This window comes from Providencia sp. PROV024 (assembly GCF_032709665.1).
GTDB classification, from domain to species: domain Bacteria; phylum Pseudomonadota; class Gammaproteobacteria; order Enterobacterales; family Enterobacteriaceae; genus Providencia; species Providencia huashanensis.
On record NZ_CP120545.1, the window covers coordinates 1,778,208 to 1,797,900 of the forward strand.

Sequence of the window (19,693 nt, forward strand, 5' to 3'; positions counted from 1 at the left end):
GGCTTTCGCGCCGCAGTGTTGTTGGCTTTAAAAGTAACCCCTAGTCATACATTGGTATGTTCTAGGGGTTACTTTTTGTCGCCTAGTTGCAATAGCATCAGATTAGAATACATCCAGTTTATTTTTTGGTTTGTAATCTGTAGTCGGTACAGGTACCAAGGTGATTGAATAGCTATATTGCGAATTATCAGATAGTTACTATGTCGTAAAATTTACGGTTATGACATGATTTATTGGTTAATTATTATCAATAAGGTTTTGTTATGCGTCGGCCACTTTCTTCTTATCATCCTATCCTCTATTGGCTGCGTGTGACTCAAAAACGTCTAGCTCGAAGACTGCATTGGGCATTTTCCTCTCAATATTATGCGAAAGCGAAATCTTCTGAACGTCTTGAATATCGCTACAATAAGCACACATCCAAATTAATCCGCAAATTAGGTGAGTCGGATTTACGTTTGCAGTACAACAAAGTGACTAACTTGCGCATAGCCATTAAAGCCATGAATGGTATTACGATATACCCTGGGGAGTATTTTTCCTTTTGTCGATTAGTGGGAAAGCCCACAGCGCGTAGGGGGTTTCTTGAGGGGATGGAATTATCATTTGGCGAAGCTCGTAGTGGTATTGGTGGTGGAATTTGCCAGCTCAGCAACCTAATACACTGGATGATTTTGCACTCACCATTACAGGTGGTTGAGCGTGCTAATCATAGTTTTGACCCTTTTCCTGATGAGGGCAGAGTATTGCCGTTTGGCTCAGGCGCTGCCATTTTTTATAATTACATCGACCTTGTCTTTTACAACCCAACTCAAAGTGCATTTCAATTGGTTTTTAATATTGCTGAGCACCAACTTGAAGGGGAGTTGTTATGCAGTGATCCGCGAGAGGCGAAATACCATATTTATGAGAAAAACCATAAATTTACCCGTGAAAAAGGGGTGATTTATCGCCACAATGAAATTTGGCAAAAAGTGACGACTAAAGGGCAAGAACCAGTCACTTTGCAAGATAATTGTTTGTACTGCAATAAAGTCGTAGTGAAATACCCTATTGATGAAAGCCGAATTGTTATCGAATAACTGCGTTTTTCATGAGTTTAGGAATAAATTGATAGTTTTTTCCTTGACAGTTAAGTTAGGATCTCACTGAATATAACACAAACAGGCCTAGAGAAAACGCTAGGCAGTATCAATATGAGGCCGACACTCGGACTAGATATGTAATACCAACACTTGATTTCTCAACAATAAAAGAAGCAAATCTTGCAAAAGATTTGTTGTGATTTCTATTTTTTAGAGAAAGCATGATGAATATGCAATCAAGAAAGTATGGTAGAACGTATCATTATCCGTTCTCACCCGGTACGACTAGTGACGATCGCATCAATAGCGATTGGTGGTCGCACATCCAAAATATTGGGCAATTAATTCACACAGAAAAACTCGATGGCGAAAACAATTGTTTAAATCGCTATGGTGTGTTTGCACGCTCTCATGGCGCGCCAACACAATCTGCATGGAGCCAACAGATACGTCAGCGTTGGCAGTTAATTAAAGATGATTTAGGTGATATCGAACTATTCGGTGAAAATCTTTATGCTGTGCATTCCATTGAGTATCAGCATATTGAAGACTATTTTTATCTGTTTGCCGTTAGGCAAGGGGGTTATTGGCTTAGTTGGGAAGAAGTGCAATTTTATGCAGCATTATTTGATTTCCCTACGGTGCCTCAGTTGGATTTATCATTGAATAAGAATATGTCTGAGCAAGAATATACCCGTGGATTAATAGAAGCCGCATCCCAAGATAGCCAATTTATTGCCTATGATACACATACAGGCAAAGCATGTAGCATGGAAGGTATTGTTAGCCGTGATAGCCAAGCCTTCCCAGTAGATGATTTTATGTCGCATGTATTTAAATATGTGCGTAAAAATCATGTCAAAACAGATATCCACTGGAAGCGTAATTGGCAAAGAGCCAAACTGGCTTTTGAATATCAAGGAGGGCAATGATGAGCTGGCAATTGACAAAAAACCGCGATTGGTCGCAGCTTGAAGCTCAATTTGATTTTATCCGCGACATGCAAAATGTACCACAAGATAGCTTGCACCATGCAGAGGGTAATGTGGCTATTCATACCCAAATGGTGTTAGCCGCGCTTGAAAGTTTGCCTGAATATCAGCAACTATCACCGTTTAAGCAGCAGGTGGTTTGGACTGCGGCATTATTGCATGACGTAGAAAAGCGCAGTACCACACGTGAAGATGAAGAGGGGCGAATTCATTCACCGGGGCACGCTAAAAAAGGTGAGTTATCTGTACGGAATATATTATTTCGTCAAATAGAAACACCTTTTGCCATTCGTGAACATATTGCTGCATTAGTGCGTTTTCACGGCTTACCGTTATGGATAATGGAAAAACCAGACCCTGAGCGTACTTTATTTGCCGCCTCTTTACGTGTCGAAATGCCGTTGTTGTGTATGTTGGCGAAAGCGGATGCAATAGGCCGAACTTGTGAAGATAAAGCTGATTTACTCGCTAGAATTGAGCTGTTTGAATTATTTTGTCGTGAGCAAGATTGTTGGGATAAGCCTAAATCATTTGCCTCTTTAGCGGGCCGTTTCCAATATTTTCACTACCAGAAGGGCACGGCAGATTACCTCCCTTTTGAGGAGTTTGGTAGCGAAGTGGTTATGTTATGCGGTTTACCCGGTATGGGGAAGGATCACTTTGTAAAACAGTTTTATCCACAAACTCAAATAATTTGCCTCGATGATATTCGCCGAGAACATAAAATTAACCCTGCAGATAAAAATGCACAAGGGTGGGTGGCTCAACAAGCGAAAGAGCAAGCTAAAGGTTTACTGCGCACTAAAACGGATTTTATTTGGAATGCGACTTCGTTAAGCGCTTCTTTGCGAGCCAGTATGATCAGCCTATTTGAACGTTATCAAGCAAAAGTTCATTTAGTTTACTTGGAAGTGCCATTCAAGCAATGGCGGCAACAAAATCAACAACGGCAATATGCTGTTCCAGATAATATTATGGAAAGAATGGCAGGCAAGTTGGAATTACCCACTCCCGATGAAGCGCACCAAGTTTCTTATTATATTAATAGTGAGTTTGTTGAGTTGTTCGGGGAGATATAGCATGGTTTACCTGCCTCTAGGTAAGAGGCAGGTTCTCATTTTGTATTATGGAATAAACGCATCACCTTCAAATAACTTCCTTGCTGTACGGATAATTGATGCCTGTAGCCCCTCAGGAAAGTCACTTTTTGGAGTTAATGAGACTTCAAACATTCCACTGAGATGCTCAATAGCGATATTTTTCATATCCACAGAATCAATATATTGTTTCACGATACTGTCAGGTAAAAGGGTACTGGTGGCAATAGCAATAGCGCCGGTTACAGCAAGGGCACCATGACATTTATGAGGCATAAAATAGCGTACGTTGATGGTACCACCATGGATAGCAGGAGAGACCAAAATAGGTTTGGGGATCACTTTTTTGCTCACATCACCTAAACCCATTGCTGCCCCCGCTTTAATGCGAATAGCTTCCAATTTCTGCATAAATTCGCTATCTGTTTCTAATTGTTCAGCCGTCTCATAACCGGTTTTATTCATCTGAGGGGCATCAATGAGTACCACAGGCGTTGCCATATCGATGCAACTCACCTCAACACCGTCAAAGGTATCAATTGAGTGCCCAGTTGGCAGAAGTTTCCCAGTTTTAGTACCGCAGGCATTTAAAAATGTTAGCGCAACAGGTGCTGCATACCCAGGTACACCAGCAATTGAGGTTTCACCAAGGTAATTCACTTCGCCATTAGGTGTTTGTACTGTTGAATTAATAAAGGTATTGGTATTCACATTACGAATTCTTACCGTGGTCGTGTCATGATGAATAGGGACTAAGCCTTTTTCAATGGCAAAAGGGCCAACCGCACACAGGATATTACCGCAGTTCGGCGCAGTATCGACAATCGCTTCCATCATAGAAACTTGTGCAAATAAATAGTCTATATCAGCGTCAGGGTGAGAAGAGGGGCCAATAATGGCGACTTTACTGGTTTGTGGGCTACCACCTCCAATGCCATCAATTTGTAAAGCATGACCAGAACCCATCAATGCAAGAATGAGTTTATCGCGCTGTTGAATATCGTTGGGAAGAGAATCTGCGAGTAGGAATACACCTTTCGAGGTGCCGCCACGCATTAATGTGCAAGGGATCTTTTTCATCTGTTTACCCGTTATATTTCCCGCTGTGGCGGTGTTGGCTACACTCAGTTACCCAAGTCACATACCTTTGTATGCTCCTTGGGATGCCTTCATTTGCCGCCTAGCCACAACGAGAACTATTTAGGGTAAACCCGTTGATGTTTCCCGCTGTGGCGGTGTTGGCTACACTCAGTTACCCAAGTCACATACCTTTGTATGCTCCTTGGGATGCCTTCATTTGCCGCCTAGCCACAACGAGAACTATTTAGGGTAAACCCGTTGATGTTTCCCGCTGTGGCGGTGTTGGCTACACTCAGTTACCCAAGTCACATACCTTTGTATGCGCCTTGGGATGCCTGCATTTGCCGCCTAGCCACAACGAGAACTATTTAGGGTAAACCCGTTGATGTTTCCCGCTGTGACGGTGTTGGCTACACTCAGTTACCCAAGTCACATACCTTTGTATGCTCCTTGGGATGCCTTCATTTGCCGCCTAGCCACAACGAGAACTATTTAGGGTAAACCCGTTGATGTTTCCCGCTGTGGCGGTGTTGGCTATACTCAGTTACCCAAGTCACATACCTTTGTATGCGCCTTGGGATGCCTTCATTTGCCGCCTAGCCACAACGAGAACTATTTAGGGTAAACCCGTTGATGTTTCCCGCTGTGGCGGTGTTGGCTACACTCAGTTACCCAAGTCACATACCTTTGTATGCTCCTTGGGATGCCTTCATTTGCCGCCTAGCCACAACGAGAACTATTTAGGGTAAACCCGTTGTGTTTCCCGCTGTGACGGTATTGGCTACACTCAGTTACCCAAGTCACATACCTTTGTATGCTCCTTGGGATGCCTTCATTTGCCGCCTAGCCACAACGAGAACTATTTAGGGGAAGCCGATAAATATTTACGCGATAGCTTAAAGGCTGCAAATAACCATAGAAGCGTGAGAAATAATGTTTAGTTAAATTGGGCACAATAATCATTGTGCCCATACCGTTATATAAAGGAGTGAGGATTAAATTAACCCAGTGTTAATTAAAATTTCCCACCAACCTAAACCGATAGTCATATGAACAAGTAAGCTAATGAATGCGACAAGGCCACCAATAATCCACCAAGAGCGAATATCGTTATAACCCGCACCGAATACGATAGGCGCAGCCGCACCACCATAGTGAGTTACACTACCACCGTAGGCATTAGAGAAAAGTAAGCCTAGAGCCAGTAGCATTGGAGGTGCACCAGCTACCATACCGACTGTCGCGAATACTGGAACCATCGCGGCGACATATGCACCACCAGAGGCAAATAAGTAACGTATTGCGACACTGATAAACATGATGACGAAGAAGGCAAGCATGGCTTGGTCGCCGAAAGAAAGGTATTGGCTCATGGTATCAGCTAACCATTTAAAGAAACCCGCTTTAGTCAGTACGCCAGACATACTGATGATCCCACCGTACCAAATCAGCGTGTTCCAGCCGCCTTTGTTTTTTAAGACATCATCCCAAGTAACAACACCAAGGATCAGGGTTAATGCCATGACGGCAATAGCAACACTGGATGCGCTTACGCCGATTAAGTCGGAAAAAATCCAGCCACAAAGCGCAATAATAAATACAATGCTGAGTAATTTTTCACGCATAGTCATCGGGCCTAATTCTTCAAGGCCTTTTGCCGCGATCTCTTTGTTATTTACTTTTTTTAATTCTGGTGGGTAAAGCTTATAAATCATTAAGGGAGTTAAAATCAGCATGATTAAGCCGGGAACTGAAGCGGCGAGTGCCCATCCACCCCAACTTAAATGGATCCCCATGATGTCGGTCATCATCGCTAATGCTAAAGCATTCGGTGCCATGGCAGTTAAAAACATATAGCTGGTGGTTTTAGTCACCATATATACGTTAACCAGTAAATAGTGACCTGCTTTACGAGGGCTTTTTTCTGGATCTGACCCTAAAGCAACCGCGACACTATTGATGATAGGAAAAACAATTCCCCCAGCTCGTGCAGTATTCGATGGGGTAGCAGGGGCAATAATTAAATCCAGAATAGCAGTGACATATCCTAACCCAAGCGTTGTTCCGCCTAGCTTACCTATTAATATATACGAGAGACGTTTCCCGAGACCGGTAATTACAAATGCGGCACTCAGTGTAAATGCAGCAAATACTAACCATGTGGTCCCAGACGCATAACCGCTGAGCACTTCACTTGCTTTGACATCTTTAGTACCTGTAATACCAATAATGACAGCACTTGCTGCAATAGTGGCTAATAAGATAACGGGTTCTGAATAGGGTTTTAATACTAACCCTACAATGGCGGCAAGATAAAGACCAAATAATAACCAAGCAATATGTGGGAGCCCAGTTGGTGTTGGTATTAAAGCAATGATAATTGGAATCGCTATTAATATAAATAGCTTCCATATTTTTTCTTTTTGCATAAGCCAATTTCCTTGATTAAATCAATATTAAATTTATTTAATATTAAATTGAATGAACTTTAATATTAGGAATTTGTTAAAATAACAATTTTTAATATGGCTGCATCTTGAATGAAAATAATAAATTGGTTTTATTAGTAATTCATTCTAAAGCGGATGTTTTTTATTAATAAATATTTAATTGGTTTTTATTTGCTTAATTAATTTAATTTTTCTTATTTCTTCCTATATTAATAATGTTGAATTTTTGTAATGTTAAACCGTGATGTTGATTTGCTAATCGGGCAAAAAACCAAGTCAATATTAATAAGTCTGCGCTGCCACCGGGGCTGACATTCTGCTGAATACATTCATTATCGAAATTTTTTACAAAAATTAAATCATTGTGGGTATTAATCCCTTGATGTAATAATTGTGTAGCGCGTTGTTTTACCCACTCTAACCCTTGAATACCTCCACGATTAACAATATTAGTGTCATCATTCAGGCTCATTAATAAAATTAAGGTATCAAGTAGGGCAATATCGTCTGCTTTATCTTTTGCGAGTTGTTGTAAATAGTAAGGGAGTGCATGTTGAGTGACTAACGCGTAACCATTTTGCGCTTCACCTCGAGCACCTGTTAGCCCGTATTGCTGATATAGGCGGTGCCCTGCCGTTGGGGTATCAGTTGGTTTTTTTAATTCATCGGTAATTCCAACACACATTCCTGCCACTAACTGACTAATATATTGAGGCAGCACGGGTTGCTGTAAGGCAATTAAACGGCCGATTGCAGTTAACACCAACCCTAGGGAAAAAATACTGCCTTTATGCGTATTAACACCTTGAGTTGCACGGAACATGGCCGTTTCACAATTAATACCAATACTACGGATATTGATTAAAACGTTTTCTATCGGTAAATCTTTATGCTGAGCCCCTGCGAGTAGAAAATAAGGGAAATATTTTGCAATTGCATTGGCACTTAAGTGAAAATCGGTCAGTGCCATATCTTTATGGGCACCTGTGTTATGTTTATCGACTAACCCCGGTTTAGGGGTTAAATTCACTTCAGCGAGCAAAGCTTGCCAAGCTAATTGGCTGTAATGCTGAACTTGTTCTTCAGTGATAGAGTTTAACTGTTTAGCGTGTTGCATTAGCTAACTCCTCAATACGGTTAAGGATCTCACCAAGTGGGTGTGTTCGATGTCGAGTACACACCTTAGCTTCATTCTCACAAACCAAACAACGCCTTGAAGAGAGGTTTAATTGTGAGCGAGAATACTGCTGTCCGTTCGCATCAAAAACGTCAAAATCCCATAGCCGTCCCACTGGCGATAACTCTTCAATTTCAATTAACGCTTTTTTAATTTCAATTGCATCGACATCAACAGCAGCCAAACATTCCGGTCCTGTTTTTAATGCCCATGATTGTTGTGATAAAAACACCCACTGCCTGCGTGAAGCAATTTGTTTAAGCGCATTTAGTCCTTGATTAAAAACATGTCTAACAAGGGAGTTATCTTTAACCGCTCCCGGGAAAACGACAGTAAATGAAATCAAGGTTACCTGATGGAGACCAATCCATTGTTGCTGACGAGCCTGACGGGCATCACGGCTATCTAGCAGTTCAGGTAAGGAAATTTCAAATTGCTCTTGAGTATCAGGCAGTGGGTAAAACATAGTTACTCCTTCACTTGATGAACAATATCAATGACCGAACCATCGCGGTAGCGAACAACGGCCACGACCTTATCGGTAAATTCAATTGGATTAGGAGTACCAGTTAAGAGTTGTGCTCGTTCTCTTAACCAGTCCATTGAAACAGTTTTAATCCCTTGGCTTTCAAGTTGTTGTTTTAATTCAGGACGAGCTGGGTTTACTGTAATACCATGGTCCGTCACGAGAATATCAACGCTTGAGCCTGGAGTAACACAAGTTAATACTTCATTAACTAAGGTTGGGATGCGCCCGCGAACTAATGGTGCCACAATGATGGAGAGTTTTGAGGCCACCGCTGTATCACTATGACCACCTGAAGCTCCACGAATGACACCGTCAGAGCCGGTTAATACATTGACATTAAAGCGAGTATCGATTTCTAGCGCACTGAGTACCACCACATCAAGCATATCAACGGAGGCCCCTTTAGAATCAAAGCAAGCATATTGATTCGCACTGATTTCAATATGATTAGGGTTGCGGCCTAATGATTCTGCGGCGGCTTTATCAAAACTTTGTACATCTAATAATTTGCGAATTAAGCCTTTCTCATGTAAATCAACAATGGTTGACGTGATCCCGCCCAATGCAAAGCCTGCGGTAATATTGTGACGTCTCATTTTATCTTCAAGAAAACGAGTTACTGCCAGAGATGCACCGCCAGTCCCTGTTTGCAATGAAAAACCATCTTTAAAATAACCGGATTTTTCGATCACATCCGCGGCGGTACGGGCAATGAGAAGTTCCCGAGGGTTAGATGTCATACGGGTCGCATCGGCGCCAATTTTATCTGCGTCGCCTACGCGTTTTACTTTCACAATGTAGTCAACTTCATCTTGTTTAATACTGGATGGGTTATGTGGGTAATCCAATAATTCTTCTGTCAGCATGACCACTTTTTTAGCTGTTTCTGCGTCAATTTTGGCATAACCTAAAGAACCACAGCTTGCAGTTCCTGTATAGCCATTGGCATTACCGTACTCATCACAAGAAGGAACACCAATAAAGGCTACATCGATTGATAGCTCACCGCTATGTATTAAGTTTGCTCGTCCGCCATGTGAATGGATTTGTACTGGCTCATCCAATTCTCCACGTGAAATAGCCTCAGCTAATGGCCCCCGAATACCTGAGGTATAAATTTTACGAATAACGCCGTGGCGAATATGTTCAACTAAGGGGGAGTGACATGCACTTAATGAACTAGAAGCAAGGGTAAGGTTACGAAAACCCATTTCGGCAATCACTTGCATCACCATATTAACGGTAAGGTCGCCACCACGAAATGCGTGATGGAATGAAATCGTCATACCGTCTTTGAGGCCAGAACGACGGATAGCAACTTGTAAATCATCGCACAGTTTGCGATTTCTCGGTTTTTGTACCTGCTGTTGTATTTTGCCAATATCTTGGAATTCTTGTTGAGTTTCATCCGTATTTGGTTGTAGGTAGGCTGATACGCGAGCCTGACGCTGAGTACTATTTGTCATTTTATTTGCCTCACTCTTCCCGAATGCCTGATAATGCTGCGCGTGATAATACAAGACGGGCTCTATCAATCACTGGGCCATCGACCATTTTTCCGTTTAAAGACACAACACCTTTACCTTCAAGGGCAGCTGAATCAGCTGCTTCAACAACACGTTGAGCATGGTCGACTTCTTTTTGAGTAGGTGCATACAGGTTATGAAGTAACTCAATTTGTCTTGGATTTATCAATGACTTGCCATCAAAGCCGAGTTGTTTAATGTGAGCGGCTTCGCGTAGAAAGCCTTCTTCATTATTAGCGTCAGAATAAACGGTATCGAAAGCTTGGATACCTGCTGAGCGTGCGGCTTGTAAAATGGCGCACCGAGCATAGAGGAGTTCAACGCCGTCAGGAGACCGCTCGGTGCGCAAATTGCGGACATAGTCCTCGGCACCTAGTGCGATGCCAATAAGTCGTTGTGATGAATGTGCAATATTAACAGCTTGGGTGATCCCCATAGGGGATTCAATGGCGGCCAGTAATCCAGTACTGCCTTCCTCACGACCACAACTTTTTTCAATACGTAGAATTTCATTTTCAATATCAATAACGTCTTGCGCAGTATCGGTTTTTGGCAAGCGAACAATATCGGCGCCACCGCGAACGACGGCCTCAAGATCGGCGACACCAAATGCGGAATCCAATGCATTGACACGAACAATAGTTTCAATATCTTGATAAAGCGGGTGTTGTAATGCGTGGTAAACTAAACGTCGAGCCGTGTCTTTTTCACGCAGTGTAACGGAGTCTTCAAGGTCAAACATCAGCGCATCTGCTTTATAAATAAAGGAGTTGCTTAGCATCGCTGCGTTTGAGCCAGGAACAAAAAGCATGCTTCTGCGTGTCCGTGATTTTTGTTGTGGAGTCATTATTTTTCCTCCCAAGGTAGGTAGTCGATATCACAAGCGCGAGCGAATAATGCTTCAAGACGTGCTCTGAGTACGCATTCCAATGCACCTTTATCATCAACGATGATTTGTGCACCTTGGATTTCATGCCGCTGTATCATTTCTTGTACGATCTGCGTGATGGCATCACCGAATTGTTTTTCGACACTGCTGGTTACTTGCACTGAAACTTCTTGAGTATCTTCTAAAGGTTCTATGCGAACCATGACATCACTTGATTCAAGCGTGCCAGCTATTGCTGCGTGTTTAATCTTCATATTTCACCTATGGCTAATTCAGAACTTTCGGTGCGGTTTATTGTGGTTGTTACTTGGTTAGCGAGCATTTCTTGTAAATATTGATATGTCGCTTCAGGCACAATCGCTTTAATTGCCGCAAGATCTTTTTTAGCGAGCAGTCTTCTAACTTGCGAGGCGGAAACCGCCGTGCCATTGATGACTATTCGCGGAAATTCAATGAGTTCTATAGGTGGATAATTCATAGCGTCCGTTTCCAGCCAGAAGCGCATGTCTTGGTTATATTGATTAGTGACTTGGCAAAAAGGCTCAGAACCTACAAATCGATGGGTGATCCCAAGAGCTGGGGCGATATATTGACGAAAAATCTTAATATCGATCTCGGTATAACAGTTATTGGCAACCGTTTTATCTTTTATAAAGTAGCAAGGGAAAGTCGCTCGAGAAATAATATATTCAGAGCCTTTATGGATAGTGAGATTGTCTATCCCTTTTGTGCCCGCCTCAATCAAATTAAGCCTAACTTTATAAGAAAAGCGCGAGGTATCTTCTTTGACGACAAATAAATGTAGCCAATCGCACGCTTTTGCCGCTTGTTCTATCAAATAACGGTGTCCAAGGGTAAATGGATTGGCATTCATCACAATGGCGCCAATTTTTTTCCCATCTTTACGCTGTGCTTTTAAGCTTTCAATATAGCGTTTTAGATAACAGCAACTGTTTTCCATCAGCACCATGACATCAGGGACAGTTGCAATAGTATGAAAACCACATTGTTGGAATAGGCTTTCGTTCTGAAATTTGGTATAAATAAATAAATGTGTTGTGTTATTTTCATAAGCGAGATTAACAAGTTCTGTTGCTAACTTTAATGCGAGGCCTTCGCCACGAACATCATCGCTAATTGCAACGCATTTAATCACGTTTTTAGCTAATCCCCCGCATGCAATTAATTTTTCATTACGGGTTATAGTAATAAAAACGTCGATACTTGAATCAAGCTCTAAATCGTTTTCCTTTAAAAACTGAGTAATTTCAGCAAGTTTCCTGTTCTCATGACGTTTTACCTGATTAAACGTTATGTTTTCGAACATAATAGTATCCTGCATCTCATTTAGAGATGTTTTTAAAATGTTGCTAATGTTAAAGTTAATTAAATAATTATTTTTAGAATTTTTTAGTGCGCTTAATATAAGTAATTATTTAATTTCCCTTTTCAATATTAATATTAAAGAAGCTGTATTTAATATACTTGACCTATTTCATGTTTCTTAAATGAGTTTGTATTTGTTTAATGGTTTTAAAGTTTTTAATTATTGGATATGTTTTTTATTGCTTGGTTTTTATGTGTTTAATTATTAATATGTGTATTATACCTTTGGCTTTAACCTGAGTTATCCGTTATATTGTTATCTTTGTATTTAACAAATTTTTTACTTTTCATAGTGTAACGAGATTTAACATGAAAAAAGAATATGCATTCTCCTCACTGAAAAAAGTAAGCTCGATTTCGTTTTCAGTACGAGTATTCTTTCTTCTATTACTTGTCTCTGTCTTTTTGACGTTTGGGTTGGGTAAATATTTTACAGATACTGCGGAAAGCCGGTTGATTGCGAATATTAGGTCTCTAGCGATGAGCCAAGCGAAGCTAATCGCTTCAATTGAAGGGGTGGTGCAATCTGTAAAAAATAAAGATATCCCAAGACTGAAAATTATTGCAGATAAACTCAATCAAGATTCGAATTATGATTATGTGGTGATTGGTGATGAAAACTCGATTCGCCTATATCACCCAAACAGCCAGAAAATTGGCTACAAAATGCAATGGAACAAACCAGGTGCATTGGAGCGGGGCGAAAGTTACTTCATCAATGGTGAAGGTTCGATGGGAAATGCGGTACGAGCAAAAACGCCCATTTTTGATGAGCAGGGTAAAGTTATCGGGGTGGTTTCTATTGGTTATTTAACCAATAAAATTGACACCTCCCGCAGTGAACTATTTGTACAAACTGGCGCTACGTTTCTCGGTATATTGATTATTTTATTGTTTTTATCTTGGGCATTCTCACGCCTAATACAGAAACAAATGTTAGGCATGGAGCCAGAGGAAATTACACAATTAGTGTTAGTACAAAAAGGGATATTTGATGCCGTTTTTGAAGGGGTCATCGCTGTTAATACCCAAGGGCAGATTATCAATATCAATTCGAATGCTAGAAAAATGCTCATGTTGAGTGAGCCATTAGGGCAACTAACGGGTATGCGCGTTTCAGAAAGAATATCGCCCGCTGATTTTTTTATGACCGATATTGCGACAACTCGGCATGATGTGATTTGTGAATTTAATGGGCTAAATGTGATTGCAAATCGAGTAGCTATTCGTGATAGTGAGCAACTTGTGGGGGCTGTAATCAGCTTTCGTAGTCAAAATGATATTGAATCCTTAAATTCTCAGTTAACACAAGTGCGTCAGTATGTTGAAAATTTACGCACACTACGCCATGAACACCTTAATTGGATGTCAACATTAAGTGGTTTATTGCAGATGAAAGAGTATGACCAAGCTTTGGCTCTAATTAAAGGTGAATCAGAGTCCCAACAACAATTGATTGATACGTTACGCAGGCAATTTTTTGATAAGCAAGTTGCTGGCTTATTATTTGGTAAGTATCATCGAGCCAAAGAGCTAGGGTTACAATTAAAGTTTACGGCGGGTAGCCAACTGCGCGACTTACCTGATTCATTAAACAGTACTGAATTTTGTGCTGTCTTGGGTAATTTATTGGATAATGCTTTTGAAGCAAGTTTGAAAAGCAACCAAGGGAATAAGCAGGTCGAGTTATACCTTTCTGATGAAGGAAAGGAAATAGTTATTGAAGTTGTGGATCAAGGTTGTGGTTTCCCCGAAGAGCTTCAAAATAAATGGTTTGAACGTGGAGTGACAACCAAGACAGATGCAACAGATGGCCATGGTATTGGGCTCTATTTAGTTGCATCTTATGTTAAGCGCTGTAATGGCGCGGTGATTATTGAAGAAAATCAACCGCATGGTACAGTATTCTCAATTTTTATTCCGAAAGTGAAGATATAAAATGATTAAGATAAAAATCCTCATAGTGGAAGATGAGTTACTTCTGGCAGAAATGCATGGCGAGTATATAAAAACGTACCCTGCATGTGACAAAGTGTGGCTTGCGGGGAACCTAGCTGAAGCTAGGAAAATGATTGAATATATGAAACCCGATCTAATTTTATTAGATAACTATTTACCTGATGGTAAAGGTATTGATTTGGTTCATGAATTAATACAAGAAAGAAACAACGCAGATATTGTTTTCACAACCGCAGCAAGCGACATGGAAACGGTCTCTGAGGCAATTCGCTTAGGGGTTTTTGACTACTTAGTGAAACCTATCGCTTATGAGCGTTTAGGGCAAACATTAGATAGGTATATTCAACGTAAATCTGTTCTGCAAGCGAATAGTAAAACTAACCAAAGTAAAATTGATGATATGTTTAATACTTATGCGCGTGGTGAATCGAAAGAAGAGCTACCGACGGGGATTGACATCATTACATTAGAAAAAATATTAGCGCTATTTGCTGATTCAGAAGCAGAATATACAGCTGAAAGTATCGCTGAAACAATAAAATTGAGCCGCACAACAGCAAGGCGTTATTTGGAATATTGTTTGGCAAAAAATAAAATTGAGGCTGAAATTGAATACGGGAAAGTGGGGCGACCACAGCGAGTCTACCGTAGAAAAATGTGAATGTTTATATTAATCTGCGCATATCGATAAAAGTTCTGCATGGGGTATATATTCAATGCAGAACTTCTTGTATATAGCACCACTTTGGCTCAATGGGTAACGATAACGTCATGATATAAAAGGGAGTTAAATGGGGGGCATGTAGATTAAATTGCATTATGAGAGTAAAGCGAAATGCCTATAAAAACGTTTGTTCGCCCCATCCAATTATCGCTGCACATAAATTGCATCCTCATTAAGTTATTTGCGCTGGTTTTCCAAAATTAATACTTTTTTTGCAGCTCGTTCATCACCTTTAGCGGCGGCAAGCTTATACCAACGTAGCGCTTTTTTATCATCGGCTTCAACCCCCATCCCATACTGGTAGCATGCCCCTGCTGCATATTGGGCATCAGCACTATTTTGCTGCGCCGCTTTGATAAACCAGTGACAGGCTTTAGTCTGGTCAGTTTTAATGCCATCACCGCGAGCATAGATAAGCGCAATATTAAATTGTGCGGAAACCTCACCTTGCTCGGCCGCCAAAGTTAGCCATTTTATTGCCGCTTGGGGATCTTTTTCGGTGCCTTGCCCGGTTAGGTACAGCATACCTAAACTATTTTGAGCAGGGGAAAAGCCTTGCTCCGCTGCGCGAGTAAAATATTGGAAAGCTTGTGGGTAATTGACTTTGTCATACATACCTGTTGCGGATTGATAGCCAAGCAAGTAGAGGGCTTGTGGATGGTTTTTCTCAGCAAGTTCAAGGTATATTTTTTGTGCTTTCTGCGGGTCTTTAGTTACTGCTTTACCTTCTTCATACCAGTAAGCAAGGGTTAACATAGCCGTTGGAAATTGCTGTTCGGCCGCTTTTTTTAACCATTTTTCTGCTTCTGCTGGGTTTTTCTCAAGAGCCTTATCGATACCATATAAGGTGTATTCTGCCATATTCATCTGGCCAATAGGGTCGCCGTTTTCAGCGGCTATCTTCATCCAGTGCAGCATTTGTTTTTCATCTTTTGGGATGCCAGTACCTTGTTGGTACATGAGCGCAAGGTTAATTTGCGCTTTTGTAAACCCCTGTTGGGCTGATAAGAGGTACCAATTTATTGCATTTTCAAATTGCTTATTGGATTGATAAAACATGGCCAAATTGAATTGGGCTTCGGCTTGCCCTTCATTTGCTAACCCTAATAATGTTTTTTCATCTAGAGGGGTTGGCGTAGGCTCAGCAAAAGCTAAGTGTGCAAAGAGGCTGCCGATGATAATTAAAGGAAGAAGTTTTTTTTTCACAAGGCGACCTCAATGTTGGTTTTGTCACAGTTTAGCGGGTAACTTATTTGGTTTTGTTCAGACCTGCAAGGGTTAAAGCAAATTGTACATTATGATTATCAAATCAAATGGTTAAATATTGCTAAAAAGTGAAAAAATAAAAAAAGTGAAAAAATAAAAAAAGTGAAAAAATAAAAAAAGAGAAAAAATATGAACTTTTTCTGAAATTAGCATGTCTTACTAGTATCTATATACTGTTTGCTTGCGTAAACATTCATATATTTACCCTCATCATTCATTTCTTTACACGAAGTAATGTAATAATGCACCTACGTAGTGATAGTTTGATTTAGTAAAAAGATCCTTGAGTAGAATGCATTGTGCCCAGTTTGTTACTGGGCTTTTTTTTGTCAAAATTTTACGTATTTTCCCCACTCATTAAACCCTCGAACCATTTTCTTGCACTCAATATATTCTTGGTTTTTATTTATTTGAATTATGCTTTTCGTTCATATCACTAATGTTAATAATCGGTGGTGTGATAGTTTCATGGTAGAATAATATTCTTAACATTAAGTATACAAGTGATTAAATAGTGGGCGTTGATAGTTTCGCTATTTTGTTAAAAATTGAAGTAAATCACGATAAGATTTTATCCATGCAGTAATTAATACTAGCTAATTCTTTAATTTTGGTGCATAAATAGCGTATATGGCTTAATTGATTATTGCGTTCTTGGCGGGTTATCTACCAGTCAACGTTGAATAAATAATCAAATGTGCTTTAACTCATTGAATTTATGCTTGAGATCCAGAAACAAGTTTGCACACAGTTTTGTTTGTTTTGAGATCAAGGAATGATGCTCCTCCTACCAAAAGTGAATCTTTCCGACGTTGAATTCTTGGGGTAATAACAATGCGAGAGCGCATAGAGCGTTCCGTGGTTTTTTTTGCATATCTACAGGTTGTACTAGAGGTAACTTGTGTCCACAACAAATAACAAAGAGGAAGTCAGTCTTAACGCGTTTAAGCAACCTCGCTCATTCTATCTCATCTTTTCCATCGAACTCTGGGAACGTTTTGGTTACTACGGTTTACAAGGTATTCTACCTATATATCTTAGCCAAGTTCTTGGTATGTCAGAAACTGAATCCATCACTTTATTCTCTGCATTTGCGGCATTAGTTTACGGCTTTGTTGCAATTGGTGGTTGGTTAGGCGATAAAATACTTGGTACAAAACGGGTTATTGTTCTTGGAACATTAACGTTGATTGCGGGGTATGCGTTTGTTGCCTTCTCAGGGCATGATGTCTCAATGGTGTATGTAGGTTTAGCGACTATTGCCGTTGGTAACGGCCTCTTTAAAGCGAACCCTTCATCACTGTTATCAACCTGTTATGATAAAGATGATCCGCGGTTAGATGGTGCATTTACCATGTACTATATGTCCGTGAATATTGGTTCATTCTTTTCTATGCTTGCAACACCGTGGTTAGCAAAACACTATGGTTGGGATGTTGCATTCTCACTCAGTGTTGTTGGCCTTATTATTACGCTGATTAACTTCTATATGTGTAAGAAGTGGGTTTCCCAACATGGGTCAAAACCTGACTTTGCTCCGGTCATTATTTCACGGTTAGTTGCAACAGTCGCGGGTGTTATTGCCTTGATTGCAATTTCGACTTGGTTATTGCATAACCTAGGGGTAGCGCGTACAGCATTAGCGGTTATTTCTTTAGGTATTTTGGTTATCTTTATTAAAGAAACGCTAGCTCTTCAGGGGATTGCACGTCGGCGCATGGTGGTGGCTCTGATCTTGATGCTCGAAGCAATTGTCTTTTTTGTTTTGTATAGCCAAATGCCAACCTCACTCAACTTCTTTGCATTACATAACGTAGAGCATGAAGTGTTTGGTTTTTCTATCGAACCTGCACAGTATCAAGCACTAAACCCATTATGGATTATGATTGGTAGCCCAATATTAGCCGCAATTTATAATAAAATGGGTGATAACTTACCCATGCCGCATAAATTCGCGATTGGTATGGTGTTATGCTCTGCGGCATTCTTAGTACTACCGCTTGGCGCCAAATTTGCAAACGAAGCGGGGATTGTTTCTGTTGAATGGTTGATTATCTGTTATGGTTTTCAAAGCATTGGTGAACTGATGATCTCTGGTCTTGGGCTGGCAATGGTAGCTCAGTTAGTTCCACAGCGTTTAATGGGCTTTATTATGGGCGCGTGGTTCTTAACTAACTCAGCGGCTGCATTTATTGCGGGTTATGTCGCTTCTATGGCAGCAGCGCCAGAAGGGGAGCTGACCAGTAAGCTTGAGTCATTAGCGGTGTACAGTGATGTATTCTTGAAGATTGGTTTAGTGACAGGGGCTATTGCGATAGTCATGGTGTTAACTGCACCATTGTTAAATCGTATGACGCTGGAACGCGCAGAATAATGATTCAAAAAAGGGCCGAAAGGCCCTTTTTTAATATCATGGAAAGGCTAATTAAATAAGCGGTTATTAATGATTTTTAATGAGCGGTCACGGCCGTTAACTAAAAGGGTATTTGAAAAACGGCTATAAGCATCTGTTGAAATTCCGCCCATTAACACTGTTGGCGTAATTGCCGTTGCGGCAAAAATCACATCATCTGTATTTACCATTTGCTCTAATGATAAAATTTCCCCAATCTCAATGCCCATTTGCTGGCATCGAATGGCTTCTTGAGCGGCGAGTAGTTTATTTTCTTCGCTATCCCCCTTTGCTTTGTCACGAGGGACCAATCTTGCTTGCATATCACCGCCTAATGCACGAGCGATGGCCGCACTAATAATGCCTTCAGGTGCGCCACCAGTGCCATACATCATATCAATTGAATGCTCGGGTAGTATTGCCAGCAATGATGCCAATACATCACCATCAGGAATGGCAATCACGTTAGCACCAAAATTACGAATGGTTTTGATGATATGCTGATGGCGTGGTTTATCTAATACTGCGACTGATAAGTTTGAAATGGGTTTATTCAATGCAGCGGAAAGGAATTCTAAATTTTTTTCGAGGGGATTAGCGAGATGAACAGCCCCTTTTGCAGCGGCACCAACGACGAGTTTTTCCATGTACATGTCTGGTGCTTGGAGTAATGAACCTGTTGGAGCAGCAGCCAGTACGGCTATGGCATTGTGTTCATTACACGCAACCATACGAGTGCCATCAATGGGGTCAACCGCAATATCGAGCCCTTGGGTGCCTGATTTTTTACCTACTTGCTCGCCGATATAAAGCATCGGAGCATCATCAATTTCACCTTCACCAATCACAATTTTACCATGAAAATCAATTTCATTAAGACGATTTCTCATGGCTTCTACAGCGGCTTTATCGGCTGCATTTTTATCTTGTTTACCAACCCAATCGAAGGCAGCAACAGCGGCAACTTCGGTGACGGAAGCAATAGCAACAGCTAACTCATCACTAATTTTCATTTTTATAAATATCCCAGGTGCATAAAAGAAAAGTACTTAGGGATATGATACGTTTTTTGTGATCTATCTGGCAAATAATTGGTGATTAAATCAACGGGGAAAAGTTGAGGGGCGGCGGGTGAATATAA

Annotated in this window: 16 protein-coding genes; 6 read left to right on the forward strand and 10 right to left on the reverse strand. The window is 40.8% G+C overall.

Annotation, left to right across the window (positions count from 1 at the left end; genetic code table 11):
- Positions 1–263 precede the first annotated feature (263 nt).
- The 3 genes from P3L56_RS08145 (at position 264) to P3L56_RS08155 (ending at position 3,156) form a co-directional block, all read left to right on the forward strand.
- A complete protein-coding gene (locus P3L56_RS08145) occupies positions 264–1,082 on the forward strand; it encodes a VanW family protein (protein ID WP_042844187.1) in 819 nt (272 codons plus the stop codon).
- Between the two features lie 227 nt (positions 1,083–1,309).
- Positions 1,310–2,017, forward strand: coding sequence for an RNA ligase family protein (locus P3L56_RS08150; protein ID WP_042844366.1), 708 nt, complete (start codon positions 1,310–1,312; stop codon positions 2,015–2,017).
- The gene (locus P3L56_RS08155) at positions 2,017–3,156 is read left to right on the forward strand and encodes an AAA family ATPase (RefSeq protein ID WP_129465801.1); all 1,140 of its coding nucleotides are present in this window, start codon (positions 2,017–2,019) and stop codon (positions 3,154–3,156) included. The genes P3L56_RS08150 and P3L56_RS08155 overlap by 1 nt, the downstream gene beginning before the upstream one ends.
- Before the next feature lie 45 nt (positions 3,157–3,201).
- On the opposite strand, the gene P3L56_RS08160 is transcribed toward P3L56_RS08155, so the two are convergent.
- The 8 genes from P3L56_RS08160 to citC all read right to left on the reverse strand — a co-directional run bounded on the left by P3L56_RS08160 (position 3,202) and on the right by citC (position 12,152).
- Positions 3,202–4,254, reverse strand: coding sequence for a 4-oxalomesaconate tautomerase (locus P3L56_RS08160; RefSeq protein ID WP_166686068.1), 1,053 nt, complete (start codon positions 4,252–4,254; stop codon positions 3,202–3,204).
- A gap of 995 nt (positions 4,255–5,249) precedes the next feature.
- Entirely contained in the window at positions 5,250–6,683 is a 1,434-nt protein-coding gene (locus tag P3L56_RS08165) for an anion permease (protein ID WP_048606916.1), read from the reverse strand.
- Positions 6,684–6,888: 205 nt separating this feature from the next.
- Positions 6,889–7,821 carry a triphosphoribosyl-dephospho-CoA synthase CitG gene (citG, locus tag P3L56_RS08170; RefSeq protein WP_129465808.1) on the reverse strand — a complete coding sequence of 311 codons (933 nt, stop codon included), beginning with the start codon at positions 7,819–7,821 and terminating at the stop codon, positions 6,889–6,891.
- On the reverse strand, positions 7,808–8,347 hold the full coding sequence (gene citX, locus P3L56_RS08175) for a citrate lyase holo-[acyl-carrier protein] synthase (protein WP_166686069.1): 540 nt from the start codon (positions 8,345–8,347) through the stop codon (positions 7,808–7,810). Before citX ends, citG begins: the two co-directional genes overlap by 14 nt.
- A gap of 2 nt (positions 8,348–8,349) precedes the next feature.
- Positions 8,350–9,876, reverse strand: a complete 1,527-nt coding sequence (gene citF / locus P3L56_RS08180; RefSeq protein ID WP_166686070.1) for a citrate lyase subunit alpha — start codon at positions 9,874–9,876, stop codon at positions 8,350–8,352.
- A gap of 10 nt (positions 9,877–9,886) precedes the next feature.
- Positions 9,887–10,783 carry a citrate (pro-3S)-lyase subunit beta gene (gene citE / locus P3L56_RS08185; RefSeq protein WP_048606922.1) on the reverse strand — a complete coding sequence of 299 codons (897 nt, stop codon included), beginning with the start codon at positions 10,781–10,783 and terminating at the stop codon, positions 9,887–9,889.
- Positions 10,783–11,079, reverse strand: a complete 297-nt coding sequence (gene citD, locus P3L56_RS08190; protein ID WP_042844180.1) for a citrate lyase acyl carrier protein — start codon at positions 11,077–11,079, stop codon at positions 10,783–10,785. Before citD ends, citE begins: the two co-directional genes overlap by 1 nt.
- Positions 11,076–12,152, reverse strand: coding sequence for a [citrate (pro-3S)-lyase] ligase (gene citC / locus P3L56_RS08195; protein ID WP_240133354.1), 1,077 nt, complete (start codon positions 12,150–12,152; stop codon positions 11,076–11,078). The genes citD and citC overlap by 4 nt, the downstream gene beginning before the upstream one ends.
- A 368-nt stretch (positions 12,153–12,520) precedes the next feature.
- Between citC and dpiB the strand changes: the two genes are divergently transcribed.
- Together dpiB and dpiA are read left to right on the forward strand one after the other, a co-directional pair.
- Entirely contained in the window at positions 12,521–14,149 is a 1,629-nt protein-coding gene (gene dpiB, locus P3L56_RS08200) for a sensor histidine kinase DpiB (protein WP_048606926.1), read from the forward strand.
- 1 nt (position 14,150) lies between these two features.
- Positions 14,151–14,831, forward strand: a complete 681-nt coding sequence (dpiA, locus tag P3L56_RS08205) for a two-component response regulator DpiA (RefSeq protein WP_042844177.1) — start codon at positions 14,151–14,153, stop codon at positions 14,829–14,831.
- A gap of 240 nt (positions 14,832–15,071) precedes the next feature.
- Here dpiA and P3L56_RS08210 read toward each other — a convergent pair whose 3' ends face one another.
- Complete coding sequence (locus P3L56_RS08210) at positions 15,072–16,100, reverse strand: SEL1-like repeat protein (protein WP_210831978.1); 1,029 nt, start codon at positions 16,098–16,100, stop codon at positions 15,072–15,074.
- Positions 16,101–17,061: 961 nt separating this feature from the next.
- Between P3L56_RS08210 and dtpA the strand changes: the two genes are divergently transcribed.
- Positions 17,062–18,534, forward strand: coding sequence for a dipeptide/tripeptide permease DtpA (dtpA, locus tag P3L56_RS08215; protein ID WP_042844175.1), 1,473 nt, complete (start codon positions 17,062–17,064; stop codon positions 18,532–18,534).
- A 47-nt stretch (positions 18,535–18,581) separates the two neighbouring features.
- Here dtpA and glpX read toward each other — a convergent pair whose 3' ends face one another.
- Positions 18,582–19,559, reverse strand: coding sequence for a class II fructose-bisphosphatase (glpX, locus tag P3L56_RS08220; protein ID WP_395346575.1), 978 nt, complete (start codon positions 19,557–19,559; stop codon positions 18,582–18,584).
- Between the last annotated feature and the right edge of the window lie 134 nt (positions 19,560–19,693).

Bases quoted from the DNA above. Each gene is read 5' to 3' on its own strand.
- citE (WP_048606922.1), bottom strand. From the start codon at position 10,783: ATGACTCCACAACAAAAATCACGGACACGCAGAAGCATGCTTTTTGTT.
- dpiB (WP_048606926.1), top strand. From the start codon at position 12,521: ATGAAAAAAGAATATGCATTCTCCTCACTGAAAAAAGTAAGCTCGATT.
- citF (WP_166686070.1), bottom strand. From the start codon at position 9,876: ATGACAAATAGTACTCAGCGTCAGGCTCGCGTATCAGCCTACCTACAA.
- citX (WP_166686069.1), bottom strand. From the start codon at position 8,347: ATGTTTTACCCACTGCCTGATACTCAAGAGCAATTTGAAATTTCCTTA.
- citC (WP_240133354.1), bottom strand. From the start codon at position 12,152: ATGTTCGAAAACATAACGTTTAATCAGGTAAAACGTCATGAGAACAGG.
- P3L56_RS08145 (WP_042844187.1), top strand. From the start codon at position 264: ATGCGTCGGCCACTTTCTTCTTATCATCCTATCCTCTATTGGCTGCGT.
- P3L56_RS08165 (WP_048606916.1), bottom strand. From the start codon at position 6,683: ATGCAAAAAGAAAAAATATGGAAGCTATTTATATTAATAGCGATTCCA.
- citD (WP_042844180.1), bottom strand. From the start codon at position 11,079: ATGAAGATTAAACACGCAGCAATAGCTGGCACGCTTGAATCAAGTGAT.
- P3L56_RS08150 (WP_042844366.1), top strand. From the start codon at position 1,310: ATGAATATGCAATCAAGAAAGTATGGTAGAACGTATCATTATCCGTTC.
- citG (WP_129465808.1), bottom strand. From the start codon at position 7,821: ATGCAACACGCTAAACAGTTAAACTCTATCACTGAAGAACAAGTTCAG.
- dpiA (WP_042844177.1), top strand. From the start codon at position 14,151: ATGATTAAGATAAAAATCCTCATAGTGGAAGATGAGTTACTTCTGGCA.
- P3L56_RS08160 (WP_166686068.1), bottom strand. From the start codon at position 4,254: ATGAAAAAGATCCCTTGCACATTAATGCGTGGCGGCACCTCGAAAGGT.
- P3L56_RS08155 (WP_129465801.1), top strand. From the start codon at position 2,017: ATGAGCTGGCAATTGACAAAAAACCGCGATTGGTCGCAGCTTGAAGCT.